Below are 24,458 nucleotides of genomic sequence, written 5' to 3'. Positions count from 1 at the left end.
GACTATCGCAAACGCTTGCTCATGAGATACTCGGAAAACCCGTCGACGATGTAATCCTTGAGCTCGCCGACGACGGCGTAGCCGTGGCGGTCGTAGAGCACTTGCGCGCGTGTATTAAAGGAAGAAACGCAGAGGAAGATGTGCTTGGATGATTCACGTGCACGTTTTTCGACGAAATCGAGGAGGCGGCCACCGATCCCGAGCCCGCGTGAGTCGGGCGACACCGCGAGCGACGCGATGTACGGAGAATAGATGATCCCGCGATCTCTCAGTAAGAGAAAGCCGCAGGCCATGCCGTCGCGCCGGGCCACATAGAGCTCGCTGTCCGTGCGATGGAAGAGCGGCCGCGTCTGATCGATCGTCCGCCCGAGCGTCAGCCACGGTTCCGACGACGCCATGAGCTGCGCGCACCATTCGCGGTCGTCGTCATCCGCTTCATCGATCGTGATTTCGCCGAGCACGGCGTCGCTCATCGACGATGAGGTTTGGTGAGGACTGGAGGTCGGCCTGTTGAGCCGACCGCTCCACGCCGAGCTTCGCTCGGCATACCACACGGTCGAGATAAATCTCGACCGCTCCCAAGTTCTTTATCGGCGGTCGACCGTAAGGGTCGACCGCTCCATTTCAGTCTGTGTGAGGCCCGATGAGGAGGCTGGAGAGGCCGACGATGCCCATAAGCCGCCTGATTCGCGCCGGCGCGATGACGGCAAGATCAGTCAGTTTTTTCGCATCGAAGAGCACGCCAAAGCCTTGCGATCCGACGTAGGTGCAGCGGCTGAAGTCGATGACGACGCGCTTCGCGCTTCGAGCCGCTTCAGCGATGGTCTGACGGAAGTCCGCGTCGGTCTCGGTATCGATCTCTCCGAAGACGTGGATGTACTCGTCGTCGCCGATCGGCTGCCTGACGAACGCCGCGCGCGCCACATCGCGATATAGCTGCATGGCACAATCCTATAACGAATGTGACATGGATACAACGCGGGTTAACTGGGGGTTTTGCATCGGTGACGACCGCCCGATTTCAGGACGCCTTGGGGCTCCCTCGAAGCGCGAATGACCTCGCTGCCGCCATGAGATTCGCCTGGATTTCCGCTAATGGATGATCGCGGAGAATGAGTGCGGGAACCGCGTCGTCGAGCTGGGGATTGCTGCCTTCGAACCAGGCGCGCGCCATCTCGACGTCGCTCATCCCCGCGATCATCGTCGCGAGCTGGAGTGCGAAACGAAGCACGTTCGGCCGCTGCGGTGTCCTCGAGTTCGTCCACTGAAGCACGGCGCGCGTCTCGCGGACGCCGCCGATCACGGCCACCAACGGTGCGCCTAACCGGTCGATGAGCTCGGAGACGACAGCCTGGATCGGAATCTCCATCGCGTGCCCGTGCGCATCTACGTCCGACAGGACGTCGTCCTGGGCGAGCCGGTCGTTCGTGGAGGCAGCGTCCATATCACGTATTATAGCCAGTCTAATCACATAGTCAATACCACAACGTATCTTCACACGAAAAGCCCATAAAATGCCATTACCTGCTCGACTAGCCGGCAAGCGGCTAGGCCTCGGCGGTCGAGCTAAAGCTCGACCGCTACAGTCGAAGGGCGGGTCGCGGGGGTCGAGATAAATCTCGACCGCTCCCGGGCCGACCAGGGGGGCTAAATCAGACCGCGGCGGAGGGCGACGACTGCCGCCTGGGTGCGGTCGGCGGCAGAGAGCTTTCCCAGGATATCCCGGATGTGGCCCTTGACGGTGCCCAGGCCGAGGCTCAATCGCTGACCGATTTCGACGTTGCCGACCCCGTCAGCGATGAGCCGAAGGATCTCTGTCTCGCGCTCCGTCAGCGGGGAGCTCTCGGCGGGCCTGGAGACCTGAGGGCTGCCGACGTGCCTGAGCACGACGTGGGCGATTGCCGGGTCGAAGTAAGCCGCGCCCTCGATAGCAGCGCGTACGGCCGCGATTACCGCAGTCGGCGTGCCCGATTTCACGCAATAGGCGTCCGCGCCGGCAGCGAGCGCCGCGAGCACTTCGTTATCGAGGTCGTGCATCGTGAGAATGACGACGCGCGTCTGGGGATGCGCCGCGCGGATGCGGCGCGTCAGCTCGATGCCGTCGATACCCGGCAAGCCGACGTCGATGACGGCGACGTCCGGTATCAGCCGATCGACGGCTTCCCAACCGCGCAGACCGTCATCCGCCTCGCCGACGACCTCGAAGCCCGCCTCTTCGAGCGCGAGCCGCAGCCCTGCGCGGGTGAGCGAATGGTCTTCGACGATGACGACGCGGCCCTTGCGGCCTTGTACGTCCGCCGGCTCAGGCATGCTGTCCGACTTGCGTGTACGCGGGGATGACGATCGCGAATTCGCTCCCATGCGGATCCACCGGGCGATATGTCGCCGCGCCGGCGTGATTCTCGGCGATGCGGCGAACGATGTAGAGGCCGAGACCGGATCCGGAACCGACGCGCGAAGCATCGTTCGTCGAAAGCCGCTGAAACAACGATGGCCTCTCCGACGGCGGCACGCCGTAACCGTCATCTTCGACGGACAGCGCGACGTTGTCACCATCGCGTTTGACGCCGACGGCGATCGTACCACCTTCGGGCGTCCATGACACGGCATTCGCGACGAGGTTCATGACCGCGCGCCTGATCTCGCGGGCGTCGCCCGCGGCAACGGCGCCCTCGTCATCGCCGACTCGCATGCGGATCCCCTTCGCGCGCCACAGCGGATCGAGTTCGTCGACGACGCTCCGCGCGACGGAGCCGAGCTGCACCGGTCCGCGCTCGGTCGAGTGCTCGCCCGACTCGTATTTGGCGACCATGAGCAGCGTCTCGGCGAGGCGGCGGAGCTCGCTGTTCGACTCGATCGAACGACGCACGATCTCTTCGTATTGCGCGGGCAATGCGCCGAACTTGCCCTCGAGCGCCTGCTGCATCGTCATGGCGGCGGCTGAGAGCGGCGTCCGCAGATCGTGCGAAAGCGCGTACACGATGTCGCGGATGACCTGTCCGCGTTCGTCGATCGCGCGATTCGCCCGAGCGAGCTCTTCGTTTTTCCGGCCGAGTTCGACGAAGGTCGCTGCGTGCGCGATCGCGGTGGCCGCCTGTTCGGCGAACGACCTGACCCACACATCGGGCTCGCGCTCGCCCGAGGATGGGCCGTCGTCTCCGCTCGCGAGCACGAGGATCGCGAGCGAGACGTGCGCGTCGGCGAGCGGCACGACGCTCGCGGCATCGGCGTGCAGAGCGTCGAGCGCGAGACGCGCCACAGGATCGCTCGGCGTGAGCGATACGAGATCGCGACTCTCGATCGCGCGGCGGAGGAATTGCGTCAACGGCGATGGCGGCGTCGCTCGCTCGACACCCACGTCGGCTTGCGTCCCGTCATAGCGGTAGACGAGTTCCGGCTGGGTCGAAGCATCGAGTAAGTATAGCTGAGCCGAGCGAGCACCGAGCGTGCCGATCGCCTCGCGGACGATCGCGCGAGCGACGAGGTCGACGTTGAGCGACGAGCGGATGCGCTCGAACGCATGTCTGATCGCCTCGGCGCGTTCCGCTTGCTTTTGGCGTGCGGCGAGGCGCCCGCTTCGCAGCGCCGCCGTCTGCGCGATGCTCCCGAGCACGCCGACCAAGACGATCGAGAAAGCCGCGAGCGCTCGGTTCGCGATCGCGATCGCCGTGTAGTGTCCACCCTGGTGGAAGCCGTTGTACCAACCGGCGACGATGTCGGCGATGATTGCCGCCACGACCACCCACGCGGTGAAACGTTTTTCCAAAAAGAGGCTGGAGAGCGCGACCGGGACCGCGAGGAGGATCGCCGCGACGAGCGATTCGGGTGTGAACATGTCGACGATCCACGCGCCGAGGAGGAGCGCGACCGACAGCCACATCGCGACACGCGGTTGCACGAACGGGGTTTCCCTTCCCAAGGCTTAGCTGACCTCTAGACGGACGCCGTGCACGGTGCGGCGAAGCTCACGCTGCTGTGGCCACCGCAGACCATCGATCTCGGGCAGAGGAGATACTTCGAGACCTGGGCGCACAACCGCGTCTGACGGTGTATTTGGGATACGCGCCCGGAGCCGGCAAGACACATCGCCTCTTGACCGAGGCGCGCGCGCTCGCCGATGCCGGCGTTCGCGTCGCGCTCGGCTGGGTCGAGACGAAGGATCGGAGCGATCTCGAGGCGCTCGCCGCCGGGCTGCCTCGCATCCCACCGCGCACGGTGGCGGTCGGCGGATCGACGTTCGAAGATTTCGATCTCGCCGCGGCGCTGGCATCCGACTATCAAGCATTCGTCTTGGACGAGCTCGCGCATACGAATCTCGCCGGCGGCCAGCACGTCAAACGCTGGGAGGACGCGCTCGCGCTCAAAGCCGCGGGAAGATCGGTCATCGGCGCCTTCAACGTCCAGCATCTCGAGAGCGTCGCGCCCGCCGCGGAAGCGCTCATCGGGTTTCCCGTCCGCGAAATCGTGCCGACCTCGTTCCTGCGGAGCGCCGATCAAGTCGTCGCCGTCGACGTCTCGCCCGAACAGCTCGAGTCGCGGCTTCACGCGGGCCTGATCGTACGGCCTGATGACGTCGACCGCGCGCTGCAAGGTCCGTTCCGTCCGCAAACGCTTCGCGCACTCCGAGGGCTCTTGCTGCGGACGATCGACGACCTCGCTCGTGCTCGCATCGAAGCTCCGCAGACGTCGGTCGCGCTCGCGTTCGTGCCGAAGGACGTCGATGCGGGCGGCCTCGTCGCGCACGCGGCCGCATTCGCCGATGCGATGAACCTGTCGCTGTCGGTGGCGCCGCTCGAGGCCGGTGCGTTGGAAAACGCGACGCTCGCGGCGCGCGCCGTCAACGCGGGCCTCAACGAAAGCGAAAACCTCGGTTCGAACCTTGCCGGCGTCACCGCGCCGCTCGTCGCGTTGCCTCTTGGCGATCTCGCTCGACGCGTCGCCGCGGGCGGGGCGGTGCGCGACGTTCTCATCGTCGACGCAGCCTGGGCGAACTCAAAGGAGTGCTCCGCACGCCGTGCTGCGAGCGGCTACGCGTTCGGTCAGACGCTTGCAGATCGTCAACGCATAGGCTACGGGAAGCTGACCGTCTACCTCGGTGCGGCTGCAGGGTGCGGCAAGACGTATGCGATGCTCGACCGCGCGCATCAGATGGTCGACGCCGGAGTCGACGTCGTGGCCGCGCTCGTCGAGACGCATGGGCGCGCAGACACGGAGCGGCTCATCGACGGCCTCGAGGTGCTGCCGCGCAAGCGTATCGAGTCCGTCGGGATCGTGTACGAGGAGCTCGACGTCGACGCGCTCCTGTCGCGCCGCCCGGCGGTGGCATTGATCGACGAGCTCGCGCATTCGAACGCCCCAGGCAGCGTGCGCACGAAACGCTATCTCGACGTGCTGACGGTCATCCGCGCAGGCATATCGGTCATGACGACCCTCAACATCCAACACCTCGAAGGCTTGAACGACGTCGTCCGCCGGTTGACCGGCGTGACTGTGAGGGAGACGATCGCTGACGGCGTGCTGGAATATGCAGACGAGGTCGTCCTGATCGACGCGAGCCCGCAGACGCTGCGCGATCGCTTGCGTGCCGGGAAGATCTATCCCCGCGACCGCGTCGACGCGGCCTTGTCGTCGTTCTTCCAGGTCGAGAACCTATCTGCGCTGCGCGAACTCGCGCTGCGCGAAGCGCTTCGCGTACGCCGCCCGGCGCCGAAGGGTTTGGCGCGGGTCGGCGACCTGCTGTTAGGCGTGGCGCCGCGCGAACGCGACGTCGCGCTTATCCACCGTGCGGCGCGGCTTGCCGACCGGCTCAGCGTCGATCTGCACGTGCTTCACGTCTCCAAGCCGCGCCACGCGCGCGATCCGGTCGTTTCGGTCCTCGAGGCCGCGACGGTCGCCGTCCGAGCGGATTGGGCGCTGGCGGTCGCCGAGCGTCCGTACGAAGAACTTGCGCGGCGCGGCCGCGACATGCGGGCCGTCATCGTCATCGAGGGCGCGCGCGCTCGGCCAGGCTTGCTCGCGGGTCCGACGGTCGCGCGTCGCGTGCTCGACGCGGGCGCGAAGGAACTGCTCGTGCTCGCGCCGGTCGCGTCGGCGTAGGGCACGCGGCTCAGGTCAGACCGCGGCGGTCGAGCTGAAGCTCGACCGCTACAGAGTCTAGTGGTTAGGCCGCGGCGGTCGAGATAAATCTCGACCGCTCCCTACCCGTGGGGCTAGTGGCAGCCCCGGAACTTGTACGTCGCGATGCGCGTCTGCCACGGAGCCGAACCTGTCGTCTGGATGTACTCGTTGACGTACCAGAACGTGCAGTCGTCGACCGGATCGACGCTCATCGCGGTGTAGTCGCCCCAGCGGTTCGCGGAGCTCAACTGCGAACCGGTTCCTTTTTGGATGACCGCTTCGTGAAGCGTCATCGTGCCGAGCGGATCCGCAGGTTTGCGTCCGGTGAACCTGATCCCCGGGAAAATGCTGCTTCCATCCGAGACGCTGAAGCCGAGCAGCATGTCGCCGTGATGATCGGTCGCGATGCTGCCCATCCAGCGGTTGATGCCGTCGGACGGCGCATACGTCCCTTGCTGAAAGATGGAATAGACACCGCTGACACGGCGGATCTCGTACCACCGCACACCTGCGACGCCCGGGCTCGCTTGCACCGACTGGTTCGTCACGAGCTGCTCGTAGCCGACGTGCTTCCGGTAAGCAAGACGGAAGGTCGGGCGCTGACGATAGCCGAGGAAATCGATCTTCACCGTCGTGCCCGGCTGCGGAATGCATTGCCGGCCGGATCCGCATGGGAACGTCGAGTTGAACGAAGCCGTCGCCAACTGCGTCGGTCCGGTCAGCGTCGACGCGTTCGGATTGCTCCAGAGGACGGTGAGATCGTAGATGTTGAGCGCGTCGAAGGACGCGCCGTACGGGCCGTTGTCGTCCTGCGTCCCGACGATGGGAGCGGGTGCGCCGGCGGCCGGAAAGCTCTTACCGTCGACGTCGGAAGGCAGAAGCCCGTCACCGATCGTGGCGATCGGGACCACAGCGGAGTCGAGCAAGAAATGGACGCTGCGCGCATTCGGATTGCCCGCGACCATCTTTTTCTTCTCGAGGCCGTAGACGCTGATGCCGTACGAACCGTTGTTACCGAAGTCGCGCGACGTCAGGATGTACGAATCGCTCCAGTCGCCGTACTTCGGATAATCAGGGAAGTTCGGACCGGCCGCGAACGCGTAGCGGAAGTACGAGCCCGTCGGGTCGCCGGTCTGCGATACGGCGACGCAATTCCAATAGTTGGGTCCGCGAGTCGTGAACTGGGTGAGGATCCAGCGATCGTTTCGGCGGTCGTAGAGCACGACCGGGTCGCCGGAATTTTGCGCGCAATCGGGGACCGAGAAGCCGCTGAACAGCGTGCCGATCGTCGTCGGGCCCGAGAGCTTGTTGCCGAGCCGGTCGTAGACCGCGAACGACAGATTGACCATTTCGACGAAGTTGTTGATGCCGATCGCGCCGTCGGGATCCGGCGGCAGCACGCCGTTGATGTTGCTGATGCCTTCGAACGAGAGGCTCGGCCCGATGTTCGGGTCGGTCCCCATCGCGCGCTGGACGACCGGATCTTTGAAGACCGGCACGTTACGCGGGAACGGTCCGTCGTACTCGTGGACCTCGCGCGCACCGCCGACGAAATTCGTCACCGGCATCGAGCGCACCGGACGTGAGATGTCGAACGCGACCGCCTTCGTGACGACCGGTTTGTAGATGGCGTAAGGCTGGGCGTGAGCCGGCGTCCTGTCGGCAAACGTCAATCCGAGCGAGAGAACTGCCGCAGAAACGACGGCGGTCTTGATGTTCATCGTGACTCCTCCGCGAACGAGAATCGCTGACGACCTGGAATGACAAGTACGCGACGCCCGGAATTGACGTCTCTCAGGTCTACCGCCGTGCGGCGCTCCAATCCTCCGGGCCGCCGATCGGTGAATCTGGCGGCCGTTCTATATCATATGGCGCTCACGGCGCCGATGGAGCCCGATATCTGAGAATGCGGCGTTAACGGTTGACCGCATCGACCGATTTTCAGAATCGCACCCTCAAGCTATTATATTGACAAATCTCGATATACGCGATAACATCGACGTATGTCAATGCAGCGATGCACCCCGTTCGTCAAAGTTGTCGACACCGATTTCGGGGAGCAAGCCCAGTTGTTCAAGGCGCTGGGCGACCCGCACCGATTGGCGATCCTCGCCACGCTCGCGCGCGCCAAGGACGAGGTCTGCGTCTGCGACTTCACCGCGGGACTTCCGCTGGAGCAACCCACGGTTTCGCATCACCTGCGTTGGCTGCGCGAAGCCGATCTCGTTCGATCCAGTCGGACGGGGACATGGGTGTACTACCGCCTTGCTCCGGGGGTCCTCGGTCGACTGCGCAAAGCCGTCAACGCGCTCTTCTCAGAGAAAGCAATAGCAGCGTGAAAACGCATTTGAATCTGGCCACTCGCGACCTCGCCAAGAGCGTCGCCTTCTATCGTACCTTGCTCGACGCGGAGCCCGCGAAGTCGTTCGATGACTACGCGCTGTTCATCACCGACGATCCAGGGTTGGAGCTGGCGCTCGACCGAAACGCGCGCGCGGAGGCCGGCCATTCGGCCCACTTCGGCATCGTCGTCGATTCCGCCGATGCGGTCGATGCGGCTATCGCGCGATTGCAATCCGCCGGATTGCCCGTCGACATCGAGCGCGAAGAGACGTGCTGCTACGCCAAACAGACGAAGGTGTGGGCGGCCGATCCGGACGGCCGACATTGGGAGGTCTATACGGTACTCGAAGATACCGAGACGCGAAACGAGGGTGGCGTGACGTGCTGTTCCGACGCCGACCCGAACGCAGAGGAATGTTGTGCGGTCTGACAAGCCTGAGGTGCTCTTCGTGTGCGTGCACAACGCGGGGCGTAGCCAGATGGCGGCCGCGCTCCTCGATGCAAGATCGCACGGAGGCGTACACGTGCGCTCCGCGGGCAGTGCGCCGGCGGGCAACATCAATCCGGTCGTCGTCGAGGCTCTAAACGAGATCGGCATCGACGTCAGCAAAGAATTCCCAAAACCGATGACCGACGACGTCGTGCGCGCAGCCGACGTCGTCATCACTATGGGCTGCGGCGATGTCTGTCCGATCTATCCGGGCAAACGTTACGAGGACTGGGAGGTCGACGATCCGGCCGGCAAGGACATTCTGACGGTCCGAACGATCCGCGACGACATCGAACGGCGCGTGCTGCGCCTCATCGAACAGCTGCGTTCGATGAAGACGACGACCTAAGTGCAATTGAGAGGGGCGCTCGTCGCCGAGTTCGTCGGCACGTTTTTTCTTGTGTTCGCCGGCACCGGCGCGATCGTCGTGGATTCGATCAGCCACGAGGTCACGCACGTCGGCGTCTCGTTGGTCTTCGGCCTCGTCATCGCCGCGCTCATCTATGCGCTCGGGCACGTTTCAGGCGCGCACTTCAATCCGGCGGTGACGGCCGGCTTTTGGGCGCTGGGTGAATTCCCCGCACGACGGGTGCCTTGGTATGTATCGATGCAACTCGCCGGTGCCGCTGCGGCGAGCGCGCTGCTTTTCGCGATCTTCGGGAAGACCGGCGAGCTTGGCATCACCTTGCCGCAGAGCGGAGTATCGACATCCTTGATCCTCGAAACGGCGATGACGTTTTTGCTCGTATTCGTCATCTTCGGATCGGCGGTGCACGGCAAGGCCGTCAAGAGCTTCGCCGGCATCGCGATCGGCGGCACGATCGCGCTCGACGCATTGTTCGGAGGGCCTATATCCGGGGCGTCGATGAATCCGGCGCGTTCGTTCGGGCCGGCACTCGTGACCGGTACGTGGATCGATCAATGGATCTACGTCGTCGGGCCGCTCGTAGGGGCGCTCCTTGCCGTCGCGACATACAAGGTGATGACGTCGCCGGCACGAGACTAGACGTCTACATGGCAACACCGATCGCGGGCGGCATCTCCCCGGGATTCGATCGATCGCAGCTGATCAGCCGGGCGATCCTCGTCGAATGGTTCACGATCGCGTGGATGACGGTGGAGTCGGGCGTCGCGATCTGGTCGGGCATCGCGGCGAGAAGTGTATCGCTCACCGCATTCGGCCTCGACAGCCTGATCGAGATGACTTCGGCGGGCGTTCTGATCTGGCGGCTGGATTGGGAACTCGGCCATGACTGCACCGACGAAGGAACCTGCAATCATCTCGACCGCGTCGAATTGCGGGCGAGCCGGATTGCCGCGGTGTTGCTCTTGGCGGTCTGCGCGTACGTGGTCGTCGAGGCGGGCATCAAGCTTTGGAATCGAAGCGGCGAGGAGTTCTCGGTCGATGGGCTTGCCGTCGCGATCGTCGCGATTCCGGTGATGTTGTGGCTGTCGGTCGCGAAGCGACGGTTAGGCGCCAAGTTGCAGAGCGGATCGCTCAACGCCGACGCGGCTCAGGGTGTAGCGTGTTGGTATCTGGCTGTTGTCGTCATCGTCGGCCTGGTCGCACAACGCCTTCTCGGGCTGTGGTGGGTCGACTGCATCGCGTCGTTGGTCATCGTCGCGTTCTTGCTGCGCGAAGCGCGCGAGGCGTGGGAAGGCAAGCATTGCTGCTAGTCTAGATCTGGGTGCCCAGTTCTAATACGATGCGCGACTGATTCGTCGAGTTGCCGGCGGGGCTGAAAGCGAGGCCGGGTGCGGCGCCCGTGACATGCGCCTGCGAGAGATCGATCCTGAAAAACGCCCCTCCGCCCAACTTCCAAGCCGGGGTGAGAGTCCACGACGTGATGCCGCTTCCGGGCCCGTAGCCGATCAGGTCGGCGTTGAGGCTCGCGTCGGTCGGCGAGCTCGAGTTGTGGAGCGTCTCCCAACGCAGCGCCGTCGAGAAGTTGTTCGACCAGGTGAGGTTCGCGAGCACGGCACCGCCGAACGCGCTTTCCGAATTTGCGTAACCGAGCGCCGATGTCGCGGGCGATCGCGCCCATAGCACGTACGGCGCGAGCTGGAGCTTGCCGCTCGTTCTCGTATAGACGAGGTTGAGCAGCTCTTTGTTCGCGATCGACGTCGTCTTGTTGCCTGGCGTTCGCGCGTTCGGGTCGAGCCAGACCGCGAGAATCGAATCGGATGGGTCGAGGGCATACGAGACCGCCGCCTCGGCAGCGCCGTAATTGCCGGAGTAGTAACCGTCGTTCGCACCAAGGGTGAACGTCGTCTTGCCTTGCGTCCAGTTCGCCCGGATGCCGCGTTCTACGGCGTTCTCGACGTTCCATACGGCACCGCGCTGGATGTTCCAGTTGAGGTACGTGAACGTCGACTCTGCGCCGGTGAGCGACGCGAGCACGCCCGCGCTAACGCTGAAGTTCGGGCTGGGCACGTACTCGAGGTAGGCGAGAGGAACCGGTCCGAAGAGGTCGGTGTTCGCACCAGATTGGATCGTCTTGTTGCCGGCGACGCCGATGGTCGGTATGCTGTACGCGCCGGCTTGGAGCGCGAACTGCAGCGTGCCCGAGGTCTTCGTCAGTATCGCGAACGCGTTGCTTACGTTGAATCGGCTCGTCAGATCGGCGCCGGTCGGCGTATCGAAGCTGCCGATCGCGTTGACGCCGCTCGTATATGCTTCTGTCGCGCTGAAGACCGCATGGATAGCGACAGGTGACGGGGTGGGTGCCGTCGTTGCGGTATCGGCGCGCGCGATATCGCGCACCGTGACGAGTGCGAGGAGCCCTGCGGCTATTGCTGCGACGGCTTGCAATCTCACTGTCTTGTTCGTCACCTTTGCGGCGTGGCCGAGTCGAGCGCGAGGTTGAGCGCGAGCACGTTGACCCGCGGTTCGCCCAAAAACCCGAGCTCGCGCGGTTCGACGTTCTGACCGATGATCGCGTCGACGCCGCGGACGCTCATGCCGCGGGCCTTAGCGATGCGTGGCGCCTGGTAATACGCCGCTTGCGGGCTGATATCCGGGTCGATGCCGCTTGCGCTTGAGGTGACGAGATCCATCGGCACCGTCATCGTGGCGTCGGGGTTCTCCTTTCGAAGTGCGGCGAGCGTGCTTTTCGTCGAGTCGATGAGTTTTTTCGACGTCGGCGCGAGGTTCGTGCCGCCCGTCGACGTTGGATCGTAGCCGTTGCCCGCGGCCGACGGACGGCCGTGGAAGTATTGCGGCTTCGTCCACAGCTGTCCGACGATATCGGAGCCGATAGGGGTGCCGTTCTTGTAGACGTACGCGCCGCGCGCTTGCGCGGGGAAGATCGCCTGCGCTGCGAGCGTCATCGCGATCGGATAGATCAGACCGAACATGATCACGGTGACGATCGTGAAGAGCACCGCTGGGGCGAGGTGGTGGAGGAGGTTGTCTTTGGGGTGCGCATTCATTTACTTTTATCCTGCTTTGCCGAGCTTCGCTCGGCCTACTACATATCATGTGAGGTGGAGGGCGGCGAGAAGCATGTCGATGAGCTTGATACCGATGAACGGCACGATGACGCCTCCTACTCCGTAGACGAGCGTGTTCAAGCGAAGGACGGCGTTTGCGCCGATCGGGCGATATTTGACGCCGCGGAGCGCGAGCGGCACGAGCGCTATGATGATGAGGGCGTTGAAGATGACGGCGGACAGGATCGCGCTCTGGGGCGTCGTCAACTGCATGACGTTGAGCGAATTCATCACTGGATATGCGGTTGCGAACATCGCGGGAAGGATCGCGAAATACTTCGCGACGTCGTTCGCGATGGAGAACGTCGTGAGCGCGCCGCGCGTCATGAGCAGCTGCTTGCCGATCTCGACGATCTCGATGAGCTTCGTCGGGTCGGAATCGAGGTCGACCATGTTCGCCGCTTCTTTAGCCGCCTGCGTGCCCGAGTTCATCGCGACCCCGACGTCGGCTTGAGCAAGCGCTGGGGCGTCGTTCGTGCCGTCGCCCGTCATCGCGACGAGCCGGCCATCGCCCTGTTCGCGCCGGATGAGCGCCATCTTCGTCTCGGGCGTCGCTTCGGCGAGGAAGTCGTCGACGCCGGATTCGCGGGCGATCGCGTCCGCCGTGAGCGGGTTGTCGCCGGTGATCATGATCGTGCGGATGCCCATGACGCGCAGGCGGTCGAAGCGCTCGCGCATATTCGGCTTGAGCACGTCTTTGAGGTGGACGAGCCCGAGCACCCCCTTTCTCGTCGCAAGCAACAGCGGGGTTCCGCCCGAACGCGCGATTCGCTCGACGTCTTGCGCTAGGACCGACCCGTCCTCGCCGCCTCGTTCTCGGACCCACGCGCGCACCGCATCGGGCGCACCTTTGCGGATGGCGTCGCCGTCACCGAGATCGAGTCCGCTCATACGCGTATATGCCGAAAACGGTACGAACTGCGCACCAACGGGTGTCGCTCCGTTTGCGGTCGACGCGCCGCGTTCGATCGCGAGCGCGACGATCGAACGGCCTTCGGGGGTCTCGTCGGCGAGCGACGATAGGTAAGCCGCGCGGATCATGTCGGCGTTCGATACGCCGGGCGCGGCGACGAGCTCGGTCGCCTGGCGGTTGCCGAGCGTGATCGTGCCGGTCTTGTCGAGCAGCAGCGTGTCGACGTCGCCGGCGGCTTCGACGGCGCGCCCGCTCATCGCGAGCACGTTGCGTTGCATGACGCGGTCCATACCGGCGATGCCGATCGCGGAGAGAAGGCCCCCGATCGTCGTCGGGATGAGGCACACGAGCAGCGCGATAAGCACTGTGACCGATACGGTCGTGCCGGCGTACATCGCGAACGGCGAAAGCGTCGCGACGGCGATGACGAATATGATCGTCAGGCCCGAGAGCAGGATCGAAAGCGCGATCTCGTTCGGCGTTTTTTGGCGGTTCGCGCCTTCGACGAGCGTGATCATACGGTCGAGGAACGTCTCGCCGGGGTTGGACGATATCCGCACGAGGATCTCATCGGAAAGGACGCGCGTACCGCCGGTGACGGCGCTGCGGTCGCCGCCGGCTTCGCGGATGACCGGCGCCGATTCGCCGGTGATCGCCGATTCGTCGACGGAGGCCGCGCCCTTGATGACGTCGCCGTCGGCAGGGATGAGTTCGTTCGCGGCGATCTTGACCACGTCGCCCTTGCGCAGGGCGGTCGCGCTGACGAGCTCTTCGCCTTCCTGGTTCTTGCCGCTGACGAGCCGGGCTTTCGTCTCGCTCTTCGTCCTGCGCAGGTAGTCGGCTTGCGCCTTGCCGCGTCCCTCGGCCACCGCTTCGGCGAAGTTGGCGAAGAGGACGGTGAACCATAGCCAGACAGAGATCGCGAAATCGAAACCGGCCGCTCGATGCGTGGCGAGGTCGCGGAAGAAGAAGAGAAGCGTGACGATTGCGCCGACCTCGCAGACGAACATGACCGGGTTGCGAGCCTGCCCGCGCGGGTCGAGCTTGACGAATGAATCGCCGATCGCTCGCAGCGTTATATCACGGTCGAAGAGCGACTTCGCGCGCGGGCGGCGATCGATGCGGCGCTGCGGTATCATGTCTATCGCACCTGTCCGTGGAGCATGCGGAGGTGCTCCACGATCGGGCCGAGGGCGTCGGCGGGGAAAAACGTGAGCGCCCCGACGATGACTATGACGCCGATGAGCAGCCCGACGAAGATCGGCGAGCGCGTCGTGAACGTGCCTGAGGATTCGGGCGCGCGCGGCTTGCCGGCCATCGAGCCGGCGAGCAGCAGCGCGGGGATGAGGAAGAGGTAGCGGCCGCACAGCATGACGACGCCCATGAGGATGTTGTAGTACATGTCGGCGCCGAGACCGCCGAACGCGCTGCCGTTGTTCTCGGTGGTCGAGGTGAATCCGTAGAGAATCTCGGCGAAGCCGTGCGGTCCTGCGTTGGTGAGCGTCGCGGTGCCCTGCGGGAGCACAACGGAGAGTGCGGTCGGAACGAGTGCGAACAGCGGCAGAACGAGCGCGCCGATGATCGCGAGCTGCACCTGGCGCCGCTCTACCTTCTTGCCGAGGTACTCAGGCGTTCTGCCGACCATGAGCCCCGCGATGAAGACGGTCAGGACGACGAAGAGGACCATGCCGTACAGCCCCGTGCCGACGCCGCCGAAGACGACCTCGCCGAGCTGCATGTTCGCGAGCGGCACGAGGCCGCCGATCGGGGTGAACGAATCGTGCCACGCGTTGATCGCGCCGCACGACGTGTCGGTGGTGACGGTCGCGAAGAGGGCGGAGGCTGCAACGCCGAAGCGCGTCTCCTTGCCTTCCATGTTGCCGCCGTGCACGCCGAGCGCCTGGACGATTGGGTTGCCGGCGCCCTCGGCGCCATACGCCGTCGTGAACCCGGCGGCGAAGAGAATGGCCATCGCTGTGAAAAGCGCCCAGCCCTGACGCTGGTCTTTCGCGTAGCGCCCGTACGTGTACGTCAGCGCGGCGCCGAGGCTGAAGATGAGCACGAGCTCGAAAAGGTTGCTGAACGGCGTCGGGTTCTCGTTCGGCGACGCGGAGTTCGCGTTGACGAAGCCGCCGCCGTTCGTGCCGAGCTCTTTTATCACTTCCTGCGAGGCCATCGGGCCGCCGGTGATCGCCTGCTTGAAGCCTTCTATCGACGTGACGTTCTGGTAGGCGTGGAAGTTCTGCGGCGTGCCTTGCGAGACGAGCACGAGGCAGCCGACGATGCTGATCGGGAGCAGGACGTACAGAAGCGTGCGGGTGACGTCGACCCAGAAATTGCCGACCGTCGTCTTGTCGGTGCGCGTCACGCCTCGTATGACAGCGATCGCTATCGCGACGCCGACCGCGGCGGAGGCGAAGTTGTGCCATGCGAGCCCCGCCATCTGGCTGAGATAGCTCATCGTGCTCTCGCCCGAGTAGAACTGCCAATTCGTGTTCGTGGCGAACGAGACGGCGGTGTTCCATGCGAGGTCGGGCGCGACGTTGGCGAAGTGCTGCGGGTTGAGGGGCAAGTACGCTTGCGTGCGGAGCAGCGCGTACATATATAGAAGGCCGACGACGCTGAATGCGAGGACGGCGAAGAGATAGGTCGCCGCGCTCATCTCCACGCGCGGGTCGATCCGGCACAGCTTGTAGACGAGGCGCTCGACCGGCGCAAAGACCGGCGTGAGCGTCGTCTTCTGGCCCTCGAACACGCGCGCCATGTACGCGCCGAGCGGTTTGGTCAATGCGATGACGAGGGCGAAGAAGACGATCGTTTGCAGCCAGCCGACGAGCGTCATGTCAGATCCGCTCGCACGCCGCCGTGAAGCGCTCGAAGAGGTAGAAGCCGGCGATCGAGGCGATGATGAGGATAAGGTCGAGCATGTCTCGCCTGCTCAGAACCGCTCGGGGCGGAGCATGGCATAGGTGAGGTATGCGAGGGCGAGGATGGCGAGGACGAGGCCGATGATCTGGTCGAGCACGACCCAATGATAGCGCGGGTCAGGAGGCTCCGCCATCCCCCGCTCGGACGCTCTTGCATCCGAACGGATAGTCCGTTCGGATGATGCTTGCACGGAAGCAAGGCGCTCGCCGACGCCGACGTAGAATGTCAGCGGTTGAGCGCTATGTCATCGATGTCGATCGCCGCCAAACCGCAGGAAAGCACCGAGCTTCGGCGCGCCGTCTCGATCTGGGGTTCCTACGCGTGGGGCTATGCCGACGTCGGCGCGGACATATACGTAGCGCTCGGATTGGTCGTGGGCGCGGCGATGGGCGCCGCGAACATCGCGTTCGCGTTCGCCGGCATCGTCTACGTCTGCATCGGGCTCGCGTATACCGAGCTCGCGTCCGCGTATCCTGTCGCGGGCGGCGGCCAGTTCTTCGTCACTCGTGCTCTCGGCGATTTCATGGGCTTCATCGCGGGCTGGGCGGTCGTGCTGGACTTCACGATCGACATCTCGCTCTTCGCGTGGATCAGTATCGGATATCTGAGCGTTCTCGTGCCGTGGCTGACAACGCATCACGCGTGGTATTTCGTCTGCGTGTTGGCGTTGACCGCATTCTTGACAGCGATCAACGTGCTCGGCGTCAAACAATCGTCGCGCATCAACGAGATCGTCTCCGCGCTCGACGTTGTCAACGAGACTTTGATTTTGGTCTGCGGCTTCGTGTTCGCATGGAGCCCGTTCTTGCTCGTCCACAATATGCAAGCGCATTGGCCGACGACTTCGAATTTGCTCCTCGGCGTTTCGCTCGCGATCATATCGTTCGTCGGGCTCGAGAGCATATCGCAGGCGGCCGAGGAGACATATCGCCCGTCGAGCGTCATGCCGCGGACGTCGCTCGCGCTCATCTTGACGATCTTGTTGTTCGCTTTATCGTTTTCGAATCTCGTGTTGGGCATGGCGGACGTGCCGACGAGCGCGGGCGCGACGCCCATGTTCGCGTACTTGGGCAACGCGGATAACAACGACAAGGCTGTTGCAGTATTGGCCGGCTTCATCCCGTACCTCGGCTGGCTTTTCAAGCTCTACGTGCCGCTGCTCGGCGCGTGTCTCATCATGATATCGAGCAACTCCGGCGTGTACGGGGCGTCGCGGATCGCGTACTCGATGGGCAATTTCAACCTGTTGCCCAGCGTGTTCAAGCGGACGAACGCCAAGACGAAGACCCCGGTGTTCTCGATCTTGTTCTTCGCGGGCGTCGCTTTGGTGGAGCTGGTGGCCGCGTATCTGCAGGGCGATCAAGCGCTCAACTTTTTGGCGGACCTCTACGCCTTCGGAGCCGCGCTGTCGTACACGCTTGTATTCGTAGCGCTCATCGTCTTGCGCTTTTCAGATCCGCACGCGCCTCGGCCGTATCGGATGCCGTGGAATATCCCGATGACGATCCGAGGTGCCAAGGGGACGCTTTCGATCGTCTCCGTGCTCGGCTTGATCGGCATCGGCTCGATCCTGGTTTTTACGCTGCTGACCCACCCGATCGGGCGCATCGCGGGTCCGGCGTGGGTGGTGTTTGGCGCGCTATTCTACGTATTCTATAGAAGGCGCAATCGTCAGAAAGTCTTCGCGAGTCTGAAACGCGACTGGGTTTCGCATCACGAACAGGTGCTGAGCCGCGCCGGCGAGCTTGAAATGCTCGACGAGTACCGGCGCGCCACGACGTGATCGACGTCCAGCGATCTACTTGATGAAGAACAAAATGTGGAGGGCCCTTGTCGAAATCGGCTTTATCATTTTTCTGTTCTACGCCAACCTGTTGATGGGTGAGTTTGAACGTTCGGGGCGTGGAGTGAAAATGGGTCTGGCCTGGGCTGCTAGAGATATTCTGACCGATACGAACATCGCCATCGGTATCAGCGCGGCGTTCATAGGCTACGTCGTCGTCGAGTTGTTGCGAGGCAGGCAACCGACCGTGACAAGCAAGTCATAACGTGCCGGTGGAAGACCGCGGTATTGCGCCACGAGCCGAGCTTCGCTCGGCCTACTACAATCTAAATGCGAGGCCCCACCGGTCGAGCAGAAGCTCGACCGCTACAACCCCAGGGAGGGCCGACGTCTCAGCTCGTGGTAGCGGCGCGGGGTGGCGAGACTTTTATTAGAAGACGTCCCGTTCGGCGCATTCCACGGCAAGCTCGCGGTCTATGCGAACGGCGGGTTGTTCTGCGATGGCTACATCCTCAGCAGCTTCGGACTTGCGCTCACGACACTCCAGCAGCACATCGCGTTGTCGCAAAGCGTCGAGGGGCTCGTCGCAGCGGCGCCGCTCATCGGCATCTTCGTCGGCGGCCTCATCTTCGGCTACGTCACCGATCTCGTCGGACGGCGATTCATGTTCTTCGCCGACCTCGTCGCGTTCATCGTCGCATCGCTGTTGCTCGGCATCGCTCAGAACGCGGCTGAGCTTGTCATCCTGCGGTTCGTGCTCGGCGTCGCGATCGGGGCGGATTACGCGATCGCGTCAGCGCTCATCGGCGAGTTCATGCCGCAGCGATCGCGCGGCGGAGCGCTGGCGAGCATGCAAGTCGCGTGGTTCGTCGGCGCGCTGGCAGCGTTCGTCGTCGGCGCACTTCTTCAAGGCGCGGGTCCGGACGCGTGGCGTTGGATCCTCGCGAGCAGCGCCGTACCCGCCGCCCTTGCACTGATACTTCGGAGCTCCGCACCTGAATCGCCGCGCTGGCTGCTGAGCAAGGGGCGCAAGGCCGAGGCGCTTACCGCTCTTGCGCGCGTTCTCGGGCCGAACGCGTCGATTGACGACGTCGTCGACGAACAGGTGCCGACGAAGGTCGGCCGGCTGATGCGAGGCAGATACGGCGGCCTTGTCGCGTTTGTCGGCATCATGTGGCTGCTGCAAGTGACGCCGTTTTTCGCGATCTACACGTTCGAGCCGCAGGTGCTCGACGCGCTCCGGTTGTCGCATGCGGCGTCGGTCGTCAGCTCCGTCGTCATCACGGGGTTCTTCCTAGTCGGCTCGATCGCCGGGATGTGGCTCATCGAACGCTGGGGTCGGCGTCCGCTTGCGATCGCGAGCTTCGCGGCGAGCGCGGTCGCGTTCTTCGCTCTCGCGGTGGTCCAGGGCGCTGCGCCGATCGCGTTCTTCTTCGTATTCTATGCGCTTGCGATGGGGCCGGCGTTTTCGCTCGAGCTGGTCTACCCCGCGGAGCTTTTCCCGACTGAGGTGCGTGCGACCGCCGCCGGCGTCGTCACGGCGATCAGCCGCATCGGCGCCGCTGCGGGAACATTCTTGCTGCCGACATTACTCCAGTCGCATGGGGCGTCGTGGGTCATGTGGGCGTCGTGCGTGTTGTCGGTGATCGGCCTTGTCATCGCGGCGCTCTGGGCGCCGGAGACGAAAGGCATGACGCTCGCACAGTCGAGCGGCGTCGCGCGTCCGTGAAGCGTGGAGCGGCTCGAAGGTCCGCTGGCGATACGGCGGGCTACTCGGCGAAGCCGCTTGTCGAAAAGCTCGGCATCAAACCTGGCCATCTCGTCTTGATCCGCAACGCGCCGCGCGGCTACGCGACGACGCTTGGGAATCTGCCGCTCGGCGCATTGCGTTACGCATCGGGAAAGGGGCCGTTCGACGTCATCCAGGTGTTCGTGTCGGTGGAACGCGATTTGCGCCCTTCAATCAGCGCGGCGCGGGTCAGCATGAAGCGCGACGGCATGGTGTGGGTTTCGTGGCCGAAGAAGTCGTCGGGGCGAAAGACGGACATCGATGAGAACGACGTCCGCCACGCCGGGCTCGCGCTCGATCTCGTCGACGTCAAGATATGTGCGGTCGATGACGTCTGGTCGGGGCTGAAATTCGTCATCCCTGTGAAATTGCGGTGAAAAGGATTTCGACGAGCACGCCGTACTACTAATGAAGATGCTCGTTTTCGCCGCAGCCGCGCTGCTCGCACTCGTAACGCCGGGACCCAGTCCGAGCCCGGAATACTCGCAGCCGCCGGGGCTTAAAGAAGTGTTGCGGGACCAGACGTCCGATTCGCCTGCCGCCACGAGGGGCTTGTCGGCGACGACGATCTTCGCCAAAGCGCGGCTCGCGATGTATCTGCGGACATACCCGCGCTACGTCGCGTACGTGGTCGACGTCCAAGCGGACACCAACTACGGCAAACGCTATCACGAAGGCTTTCGCGAGTTGCTCCGCACACACGACGGTGCTCTTGCGGTCCATACGGTGCCGCTCTACACGTCGAACGCACCGCCGCATCCATACGGCTTCAGTTTTTTCGGCATCAGTCCCGAGGGCAAGCCGAGCGATCACATCGAGCCGCCGTTCGGGGTGCCGCTCATGTCGGCGGTGTACGACTTCGACCTCGCGCGCGGACCGACACCGAAGCACTACGGCGGTGATGTTCCGCCGGAGGACCAACCGCCGATCATCGGACGGATCGCCGTCTCGGGAGCAGACTACGATGTGACGTTGCTCGGCGAGGATACGATCGACGACTACCCAGTCTACCATCTGTCGCTGACGGCGCGCGAGCATCCCGAACGCAATCGCATTCGCGAGTTATGGGTCGACGAGAAGACGTTCGATGTCCGAAAGCTCGTGACCGACGGCATCTTCGACGAAGGTCAGGCGACAACGGTGCCGTGGACGGTGACGTTCATCGATTTACACGGCTGGTGGTTCATCCGCACCGAGTCGACGACGGCGACGCTTCACGGGCCGAACCACTTCATCTTCGGCGGCACGACCTACAATGGGGTGAACTATACGTTCGGCCGCTATGAGTATCCGGGCCTGATCTCTGATTACGAGTTCGTGCACTTCGGCCCCACGACGCAAGCGGTGCAGGAGTAGGCCCTTGGTGGATGTAGCGGTCGAGCTTTAGCTCGACCGGGCGATCCCGCCAGAGCGAGTAGTCGGTTCCAATCGGCAAGACCGCGGCGGTCGACCGTAAAGGTCGACCGCTCCCACCCTTACGCTACGGTCGACCGTGAAGGTCGACTGCTCTATTTTCTCCTAATTTGTCTGCATGAGGAAGATGCTTCATTTTATCATGCCGTTCGTCGCGATCGTCATGCTCGGCGCGACATCCCCGTCATCATCGAACGGGATCACGCCGGCACTCTATTCCGACATGCGGTGGCGTTTGATAGGGCCGTTCCTTGGCGGACGCACCGTCGCGGTCGCGGGAATTCCGACGCTGCCAAACGTCGCGTACGTCGGCGCGGTCGACGGCGGCGTCTGGCGTACCGAGAATTATGGCTTGACGTGGCAGCCGGTCTTCGATGGCCAGGACACGCAATCGATCGGCGCGATCGCGGTCGCTCCGACGAATGCCTCGATCATCTACGTCGGAAGCGGTGAGGGATTGCGCCGGCCGGACCTTTCGACCGGCGATGGTGTGTACAAGTCGACCGACGGCGCCCACACGTGGACGCATCTCGGTCTGCGCGACTCGCAGCAGATCGCGAAGATCATCGTCGACCCGCACGATGCGAACCGGCTGTTCGTCGCGGCGCTCGGTCATCCGTACGGGCCGAATCCGGAGCGGGGCGTCTATCGCTCGCTCGACGGCGGCAAAACGTTCACACGCGTCCTGTATAAAGATGAGAATACGGGCGCCATCGACCTCGCATTCGATCCGACGAACGCACAGACGGTGTACGCGGCGCTCTGGGTGTCGCGGCGCTCGCCATGGCATATGGGCGGCGAGATGGAGGCGCCCGGAAGCGGGTTGTACGTTTCGCACGACGGCGGCGATTCGTGGAAGCAGTTGACGACCGGATTGCCGGGCGTCGCGCAAGGGCTCGGGCGCATCGGCATCGCGATCGCTCCGGACATGCCGAGCCGCATGTACGCATGGGTGCAGGCGGACGCCAAACACACCGGCATCTATCGGTCGGACGACGCGGGTGCGAGCTGGCACGTCGTCAATAGCGATCCGCGTGTGTCCGGACGCGGGGACGACTTCGCGTGCGTGACCGTCGATCCGACGAATCCGTCACGCATCTTCGTCGCGAACACGTCGACGTGGCTATCATCCGATGCCGGCGCGACGTTCACGGCGCTCAAAGGCGCGCCTGGCGGCGACGACTATCATACGATCTGGATCAATCCGCTCCATCCGTCGGTCATCGTCTTGGCGGTCGATCAGGGCGCGACGATCTCCGTCGACGGCGGCGGCACGTGGACGCCGTGGTACAATCAGCCGACCGCGCAGTTCTTCCACGTGACGACCGACAACCGGTTCCCGTATTGGGTGTACGGCGCGGAACAGGAGAGCGGTTCGACGGCGATCGCGAGCCGCAGCGACTCGGGCGAGATCACGTTCCGCGACTACCATCCCGTCAATCTCGAAGAATACGGCTACGCGGTCGTCGATCCGCTCGACCCGAACATCGTCTACGGCGGTAAGGCGCAACGTGATGACCAGCGGACGAGCCAAGTGCAGGACATCTCACCCGACGAGATCGGCCAGTATCGCTACGACCGCACGGCGCCGATGGCGATTTCGCAAGTCGACAAACATGCGCTGTTCCTCGCGGCGAACGTCGTGTTCGAGACGACGAATGCCGGGCATAGCTGGAAGATCATCAGCCCGGACTTGACGCGTCAGCACGAGTCGATTCCGCCGACCGTCGGCGTGTTCGCGCCGAAGAAGCCGGGCGGCGGCGTCATCTTCAGTCTCGCGTTGTCGAAGCGCGATGCTTCGGTTCTCTGGGCTGGCACCGATGACGGCTTGATCTGGCGGACGTCGGACGGCGGTGCGCACTGGAAGAACGTGACGCCGCATCAGATGGGGCAATGGGAAGAAGTCCGGACTCTGGAGACGTCGCGAACCGACGATCGCACGGCGTATGCGGCGGTCGCGCGCTACAGGTTGGATGATGCGAAGCCGTACATCTATCGGACGCACGACGGCGGCGCTTCCTGGTCGTTGATCACACGAGGTTTGCCAGATGATGCGTGGGCGAACGTCGTGCGCGAAGATCCGGTGAGGCCGGGACTGCTCTATGCGGGGACCGAGCGCGGCGTCTATGTGTCGTTCGACGACGGCGGTCAGTGGCTGCCGCTGTCGTTGAATCTGCCGTCGACGTCGATGCGCGACTTGACGATTCACGGCGACGATCTGGTCGTCGCGACGCACGGACGCTCGTTTTGGATCCTGGACGATCTGACGCCGCTGCGAGAGATGGCCGCGTCGATCGCGTCGTCAAGCGCGTACTTGTTCAAGCCGCAGGTGACGTATCGGTTCAGGCACGATCGATATCAGCAAACGCCGTTCCCGCCGGAAGTGCCGGCAGGGCAAAATCCGCCGGACGGGGCGATCATCGATTACTATCTCGGAGCGGCAGCGACCGGCATAGTGCGCCTCGATATCTTGGATCCGCATGGCGGCGTGGTACGCACGTACAAGAACACGGATACGCCGCCGTTGTTCATGGATCAGATGACCGTGCCGAACTACTGGATCAGGATGCCGGCCGTGCCGCCGGCGAGTGCCGGCATGCACCGTTTTGTGTGGGACCTGCGGTACGACCGGCCATGGGCGATCAACCACTCGTACTCGTTCAGCGCTGTGCCGCACGACACGCAAGCGGAGCCTTTGGGTGCGACGGTGCCGCCGGGGCGATATACGGTGCGGTTGACGGTCGACGGCCGGTCGACGTCGCAGCCTTTGACGATCGTGGCCGATCCGCGTTTGTCGACGAATGCTGCGGGTTATGCGGATCAGCTTGCGTTGGAGCAACAGATCTCGGCGCTCATGGAGCGTTCGTATGCGGCGTGGAAAGCGGCAAAGGCCGCCGCGTCGCCGCGCGCCGACGACCTCGAGGCGATCAACGATACTCTGAGCGGGCTGATGGTCGCGGTCGACGACGGCGACTGCGAGCCGACCGAGCAGCAAGTCGCGGCGGTCGCAACGGTACGAGCGCAGCTTTCAAAGCTCATGAAGATGTAGTAGGCCGAGCGAAGCTTGGCTTAATCAAGGACTCCTGGGAAGACCGCGGCGGTCGAGCTAAAGCTCGACCGCTACATGCTATCGGGAAGGCCGCGGCGGTCGAGCTAAAGCTCGACCGCTACATGCTATCGGGAAGGCCGC

General features: G+C 63.9%; 23 protein-coding genes. 12 read left to right on the top strand and 11 right to left on the bottom strand.

Annotated features, from left to right (window positions below):
- Window positions 1-2 precede the first annotated feature (2 nt).
- From VFO25_13880 to VFO25_13860, 5 genes are all read right to left on the bottom strand, one after another.
- Entirely contained in the window at window positions 3-473 is a 471-nt protein-coding gene (locus VFO25_13880) for an N-acetyltransferase (protein ID HET9343993.1), read from the bottom strand.
- A gap of 151 nt (window positions 474-624) precedes the next feature.
- Complete coding sequence (locus VFO25_13875; GenBank protein HET9343992.1) at window positions 625-942, bottom strand: STAS domain-containing protein; 318 nt, start codon at window positions 940-942, stop codon at window positions 625-627.
- Window positions 943-1,021: 79 nt separating this feature from the next.
- Window positions 1,022-1,444: a hypothetical protein gene (locus VFO25_13870; protein ID HET9343991.1), complete on the bottom strand. Its 423-nt coding sequence runs from the start codon at window positions 1,442-1,444 to the stop codon at window positions 1,022-1,024.
- Between the two features lie 203 nt (window positions 1,445-1,647).
- The gene (locus VFO25_13865) at window positions 1,648-2,310 is read right to left on the bottom strand and encodes a response regulator transcription factor (protein HET9343990.1); all 663 of its coding nucleotides are present in this window, start codon (window positions 2,308-2,310) and stop codon (window positions 1,648-1,650) included.
- Window positions 2,303-3,898, bottom strand: coding sequence for a HAMP domain-containing sensor histidine kinase (locus VFO25_13860; GenBank protein ID HET9343989.1), 1,596 nt, complete (start codon window positions 3,896-3,898; stop codon window positions 2,303-2,305). Before VFO25_13860 ends, VFO25_13865 begins: the two co-directional genes overlap by 8 nt.
- Window positions 3,899-3,975: 77 nt before the next feature.
- Between VFO25_13860 and VFO25_13855 the strand changes: the two genes are divergently transcribed.
- Window positions 3,976-6,096 carry a hypothetical protein gene (locus tag VFO25_13855; protein ID HET9343988.1) on the top strand — a complete coding sequence of 707 codons (2,121 nt, stop codon included), beginning with the start codon at window positions 3,976-3,978 and terminating at the stop codon, window positions 6,094-6,096.
- A gap of 113 nt (window positions 6,097-6,209) precedes the next feature.
- Here the strand turns inward: VFO25_13855 and VFO25_13850 are convergent, their stop codons facing one another.
- Complete coding sequence (locus VFO25_13850) at window positions 6,210-7,838, bottom strand: hypothetical protein (protein HET9343987.1); 1,629 nt, start codon at window positions 7,836-7,838, stop codon at window positions 6,210-6,212.
- 282 nt (window positions 7,839-8,120) lie between these two features.
- Here VFO25_13850 and VFO25_13845 point away from each other — a divergent pair, with 282 nt between their 5' ends.
- The 5 genes from VFO25_13845 to VFO25_13825 are packed head-to-tail and all read left to right on the top strand — an operon-like array spanning window position 8,121 to window position 10,627.
- The gene (locus VFO25_13845) at window positions 8,121-8,456 is read left to right on the top strand and encodes a metalloregulator ArsR/SmtB family transcription factor (protein ID HET9343986.1); all 336 of its coding nucleotides are present in this window, start codon (window positions 8,121-8,123) and stop codon (window positions 8,454-8,456) included.
- Window positions 8,453-8,890, top strand: coding sequence for an ArsI/CadI family heavy metal resistance metalloenzyme (locus VFO25_13840; protein HET9343985.1), 438 nt, complete (start codon window positions 8,453-8,455; stop codon window positions 8,888-8,890). The genes VFO25_13845 and VFO25_13840 overlap by 4 nt, the downstream gene beginning before the upstream one ends.
- On the top strand, window positions 8,880-9,299 hold the full coding sequence (locus VFO25_13835; GenBank protein ID HET9343984.1) for an arsenate reductase ArsC: 420 nt from the start codon (window positions 8,880-8,882) through the stop codon (window positions 9,297-9,299). The genes VFO25_13840 and VFO25_13835 overlap by 11 nt, the downstream gene beginning before the upstream one ends.
- Window positions 9,300-9,956, top strand: coding sequence for an aquaporin (locus VFO25_13830; protein HET9343983.1), 657 nt, complete (start codon window positions 9,300-9,302; stop codon window positions 9,954-9,956). It begins immediately after the preceding gene.
- An 8-nt stretch (window positions 9,957-9,964) separates the two neighbouring features.
- Complete coding sequence (locus VFO25_13825) at window positions 9,965-10,627, top strand: cation transporter (protein ID HET9343982.1); 663 nt, start codon at window positions 9,965-9,967, stop codon at window positions 10,625-10,627.
- A gap of 1 nt (window position 10,628) precedes the next feature.
- On the opposite strand, the gene VFO25_13820 is transcribed toward VFO25_13825, so the two are convergent.
- The 5 genes from VFO25_13820 to kdpF form a co-directional block, all read right to left on the bottom strand.
- Entirely contained in the window at window positions 10,629-11,768 is a 1,140-nt protein-coding gene (locus VFO25_13820) for an outer membrane beta-barrel protein (GenBank protein HET9343981.1), read from the bottom strand.
- Between the two features lie 11 nt (window positions 11,769-11,779).
- Window positions 11,780-12,382: a potassium-transporting ATPase subunit KdpC gene (gene kdpC / locus VFO25_13815; GenBank protein ID HET9343980.1), complete on the bottom strand. Its 603-nt coding sequence runs from the start codon at window positions 12,380-12,382 to the stop codon at window positions 11,780-11,782.
- Between the two features lie 45 nt (window positions 12,383-12,427).
- Complete coding sequence (kdpB, locus tag VFO25_13810) at window positions 12,428-14,494, bottom strand: potassium-transporting ATPase subunit KdpB (protein HET9343979.1); 2,067 nt, start codon at window positions 14,492-14,494, stop codon at window positions 12,428-12,430.
- 2 nt (window positions 14,495-14,496) lie between these two features.
- On the bottom strand, window positions 14,497-16,197 hold the full coding sequence (kdpA, locus tag VFO25_13805) for a potassium-transporting ATPase subunit KdpA (protein HET9343978.1): 1,701 nt from the start codon (window positions 16,195-16,197) through the stop codon (window positions 14,497-14,499).
- A gap of 96 nt (window positions 16,198-16,293) precedes the next feature.
- Window positions 16,294-16,416: a K(+)-transporting ATPase subunit F gene (gene kdpF / locus VFO25_13800; GenBank protein ID HET9343977.1), complete on the bottom strand. Its 123-nt coding sequence runs from the start codon at window positions 16,414-16,416 to the stop codon at window positions 16,294-16,296.
- Window positions 16,417-16,524: 108 nt separating this feature from the next.
- On the opposite strand from kdpF, the gene VFO25_13795 reads away from it, so the two are divergent.
- The 6 genes from VFO25_13795 (at window position 16,525) to VFO25_13770 (ending at window position 24,317) form a co-directional block, all read left to right on the top strand.
- The gene (locus VFO25_13795; GenBank protein ID HET9343976.1) at window positions 16,525-18,066 is read left to right on the top strand and encodes an APC family permease; all 1,542 of its coding nucleotides are present in this window, start codon (window positions 16,525-16,527) and stop codon (window positions 18,064-18,066) included.
- A gap of 22 nt (window positions 18,067-18,088) precedes the next feature.
- A complete protein-coding gene (locus VFO25_13790; protein ID HET9343975.1) occupies window positions 18,089-18,331 on the top strand; it encodes a hypothetical protein in 243 nt (80 codons plus the stop codon).
- 150 nt (window positions 18,332-18,481) lie between these two features.
- A complete protein-coding gene (locus VFO25_13785) occupies window positions 18,482-19,795 on the top strand; it encodes an MFS transporter (GenBank protein HET9343974.1) in 1,314 nt (437 codons plus the stop codon).
- Window positions 19,792-20,232 carry a hypothetical protein gene (locus VFO25_13780; protein ID HET9343973.1) on the top strand — a complete coding sequence of 147 codons (441 nt, stop codon included), beginning with the start codon at window positions 19,792-19,794 and terminating at the stop codon, window positions 20,230-20,232. Before VFO25_13785 ends, VFO25_13780 begins: the two co-directional genes overlap by 4 nt.
- A gap of 31 nt (window positions 20,233-20,263) precedes the next feature.
- Window positions 20,264-21,211 carry a hypothetical protein gene (locus VFO25_13775; protein ID HET9343972.1) on the top strand — a complete coding sequence of 316 codons (948 nt, stop codon included), beginning with the start codon at window positions 20,264-20,266 and terminating at the stop codon, window positions 21,209-21,211.
- A gap of 175 nt (window positions 21,212-21,386) precedes the next feature.
- Window positions 21,387-24,317: a hypothetical protein gene (locus VFO25_13770; GenBank protein ID HET9343971.1), complete on the top strand. Its 2,931-nt coding sequence runs from the start codon at window positions 21,387-21,389 to the stop codon at window positions 24,315-24,317.
- The last annotated feature ends 141 nt before the right edge of the window (window positions 24,318-24,458 follow it).

The organism is Candidatus Eremiobacteraceae bacterium, assembly GCA_035710745.1.
Classification (GTDB): Bacteria; Vulcanimicrobiota; Vulcanimicrobiia; order Eremiobacterales; family Eremiobacteraceae; genus JANWLL01.
This window is presented reverse-complemented; position numbering and strand designations above follow the sequence as displayed.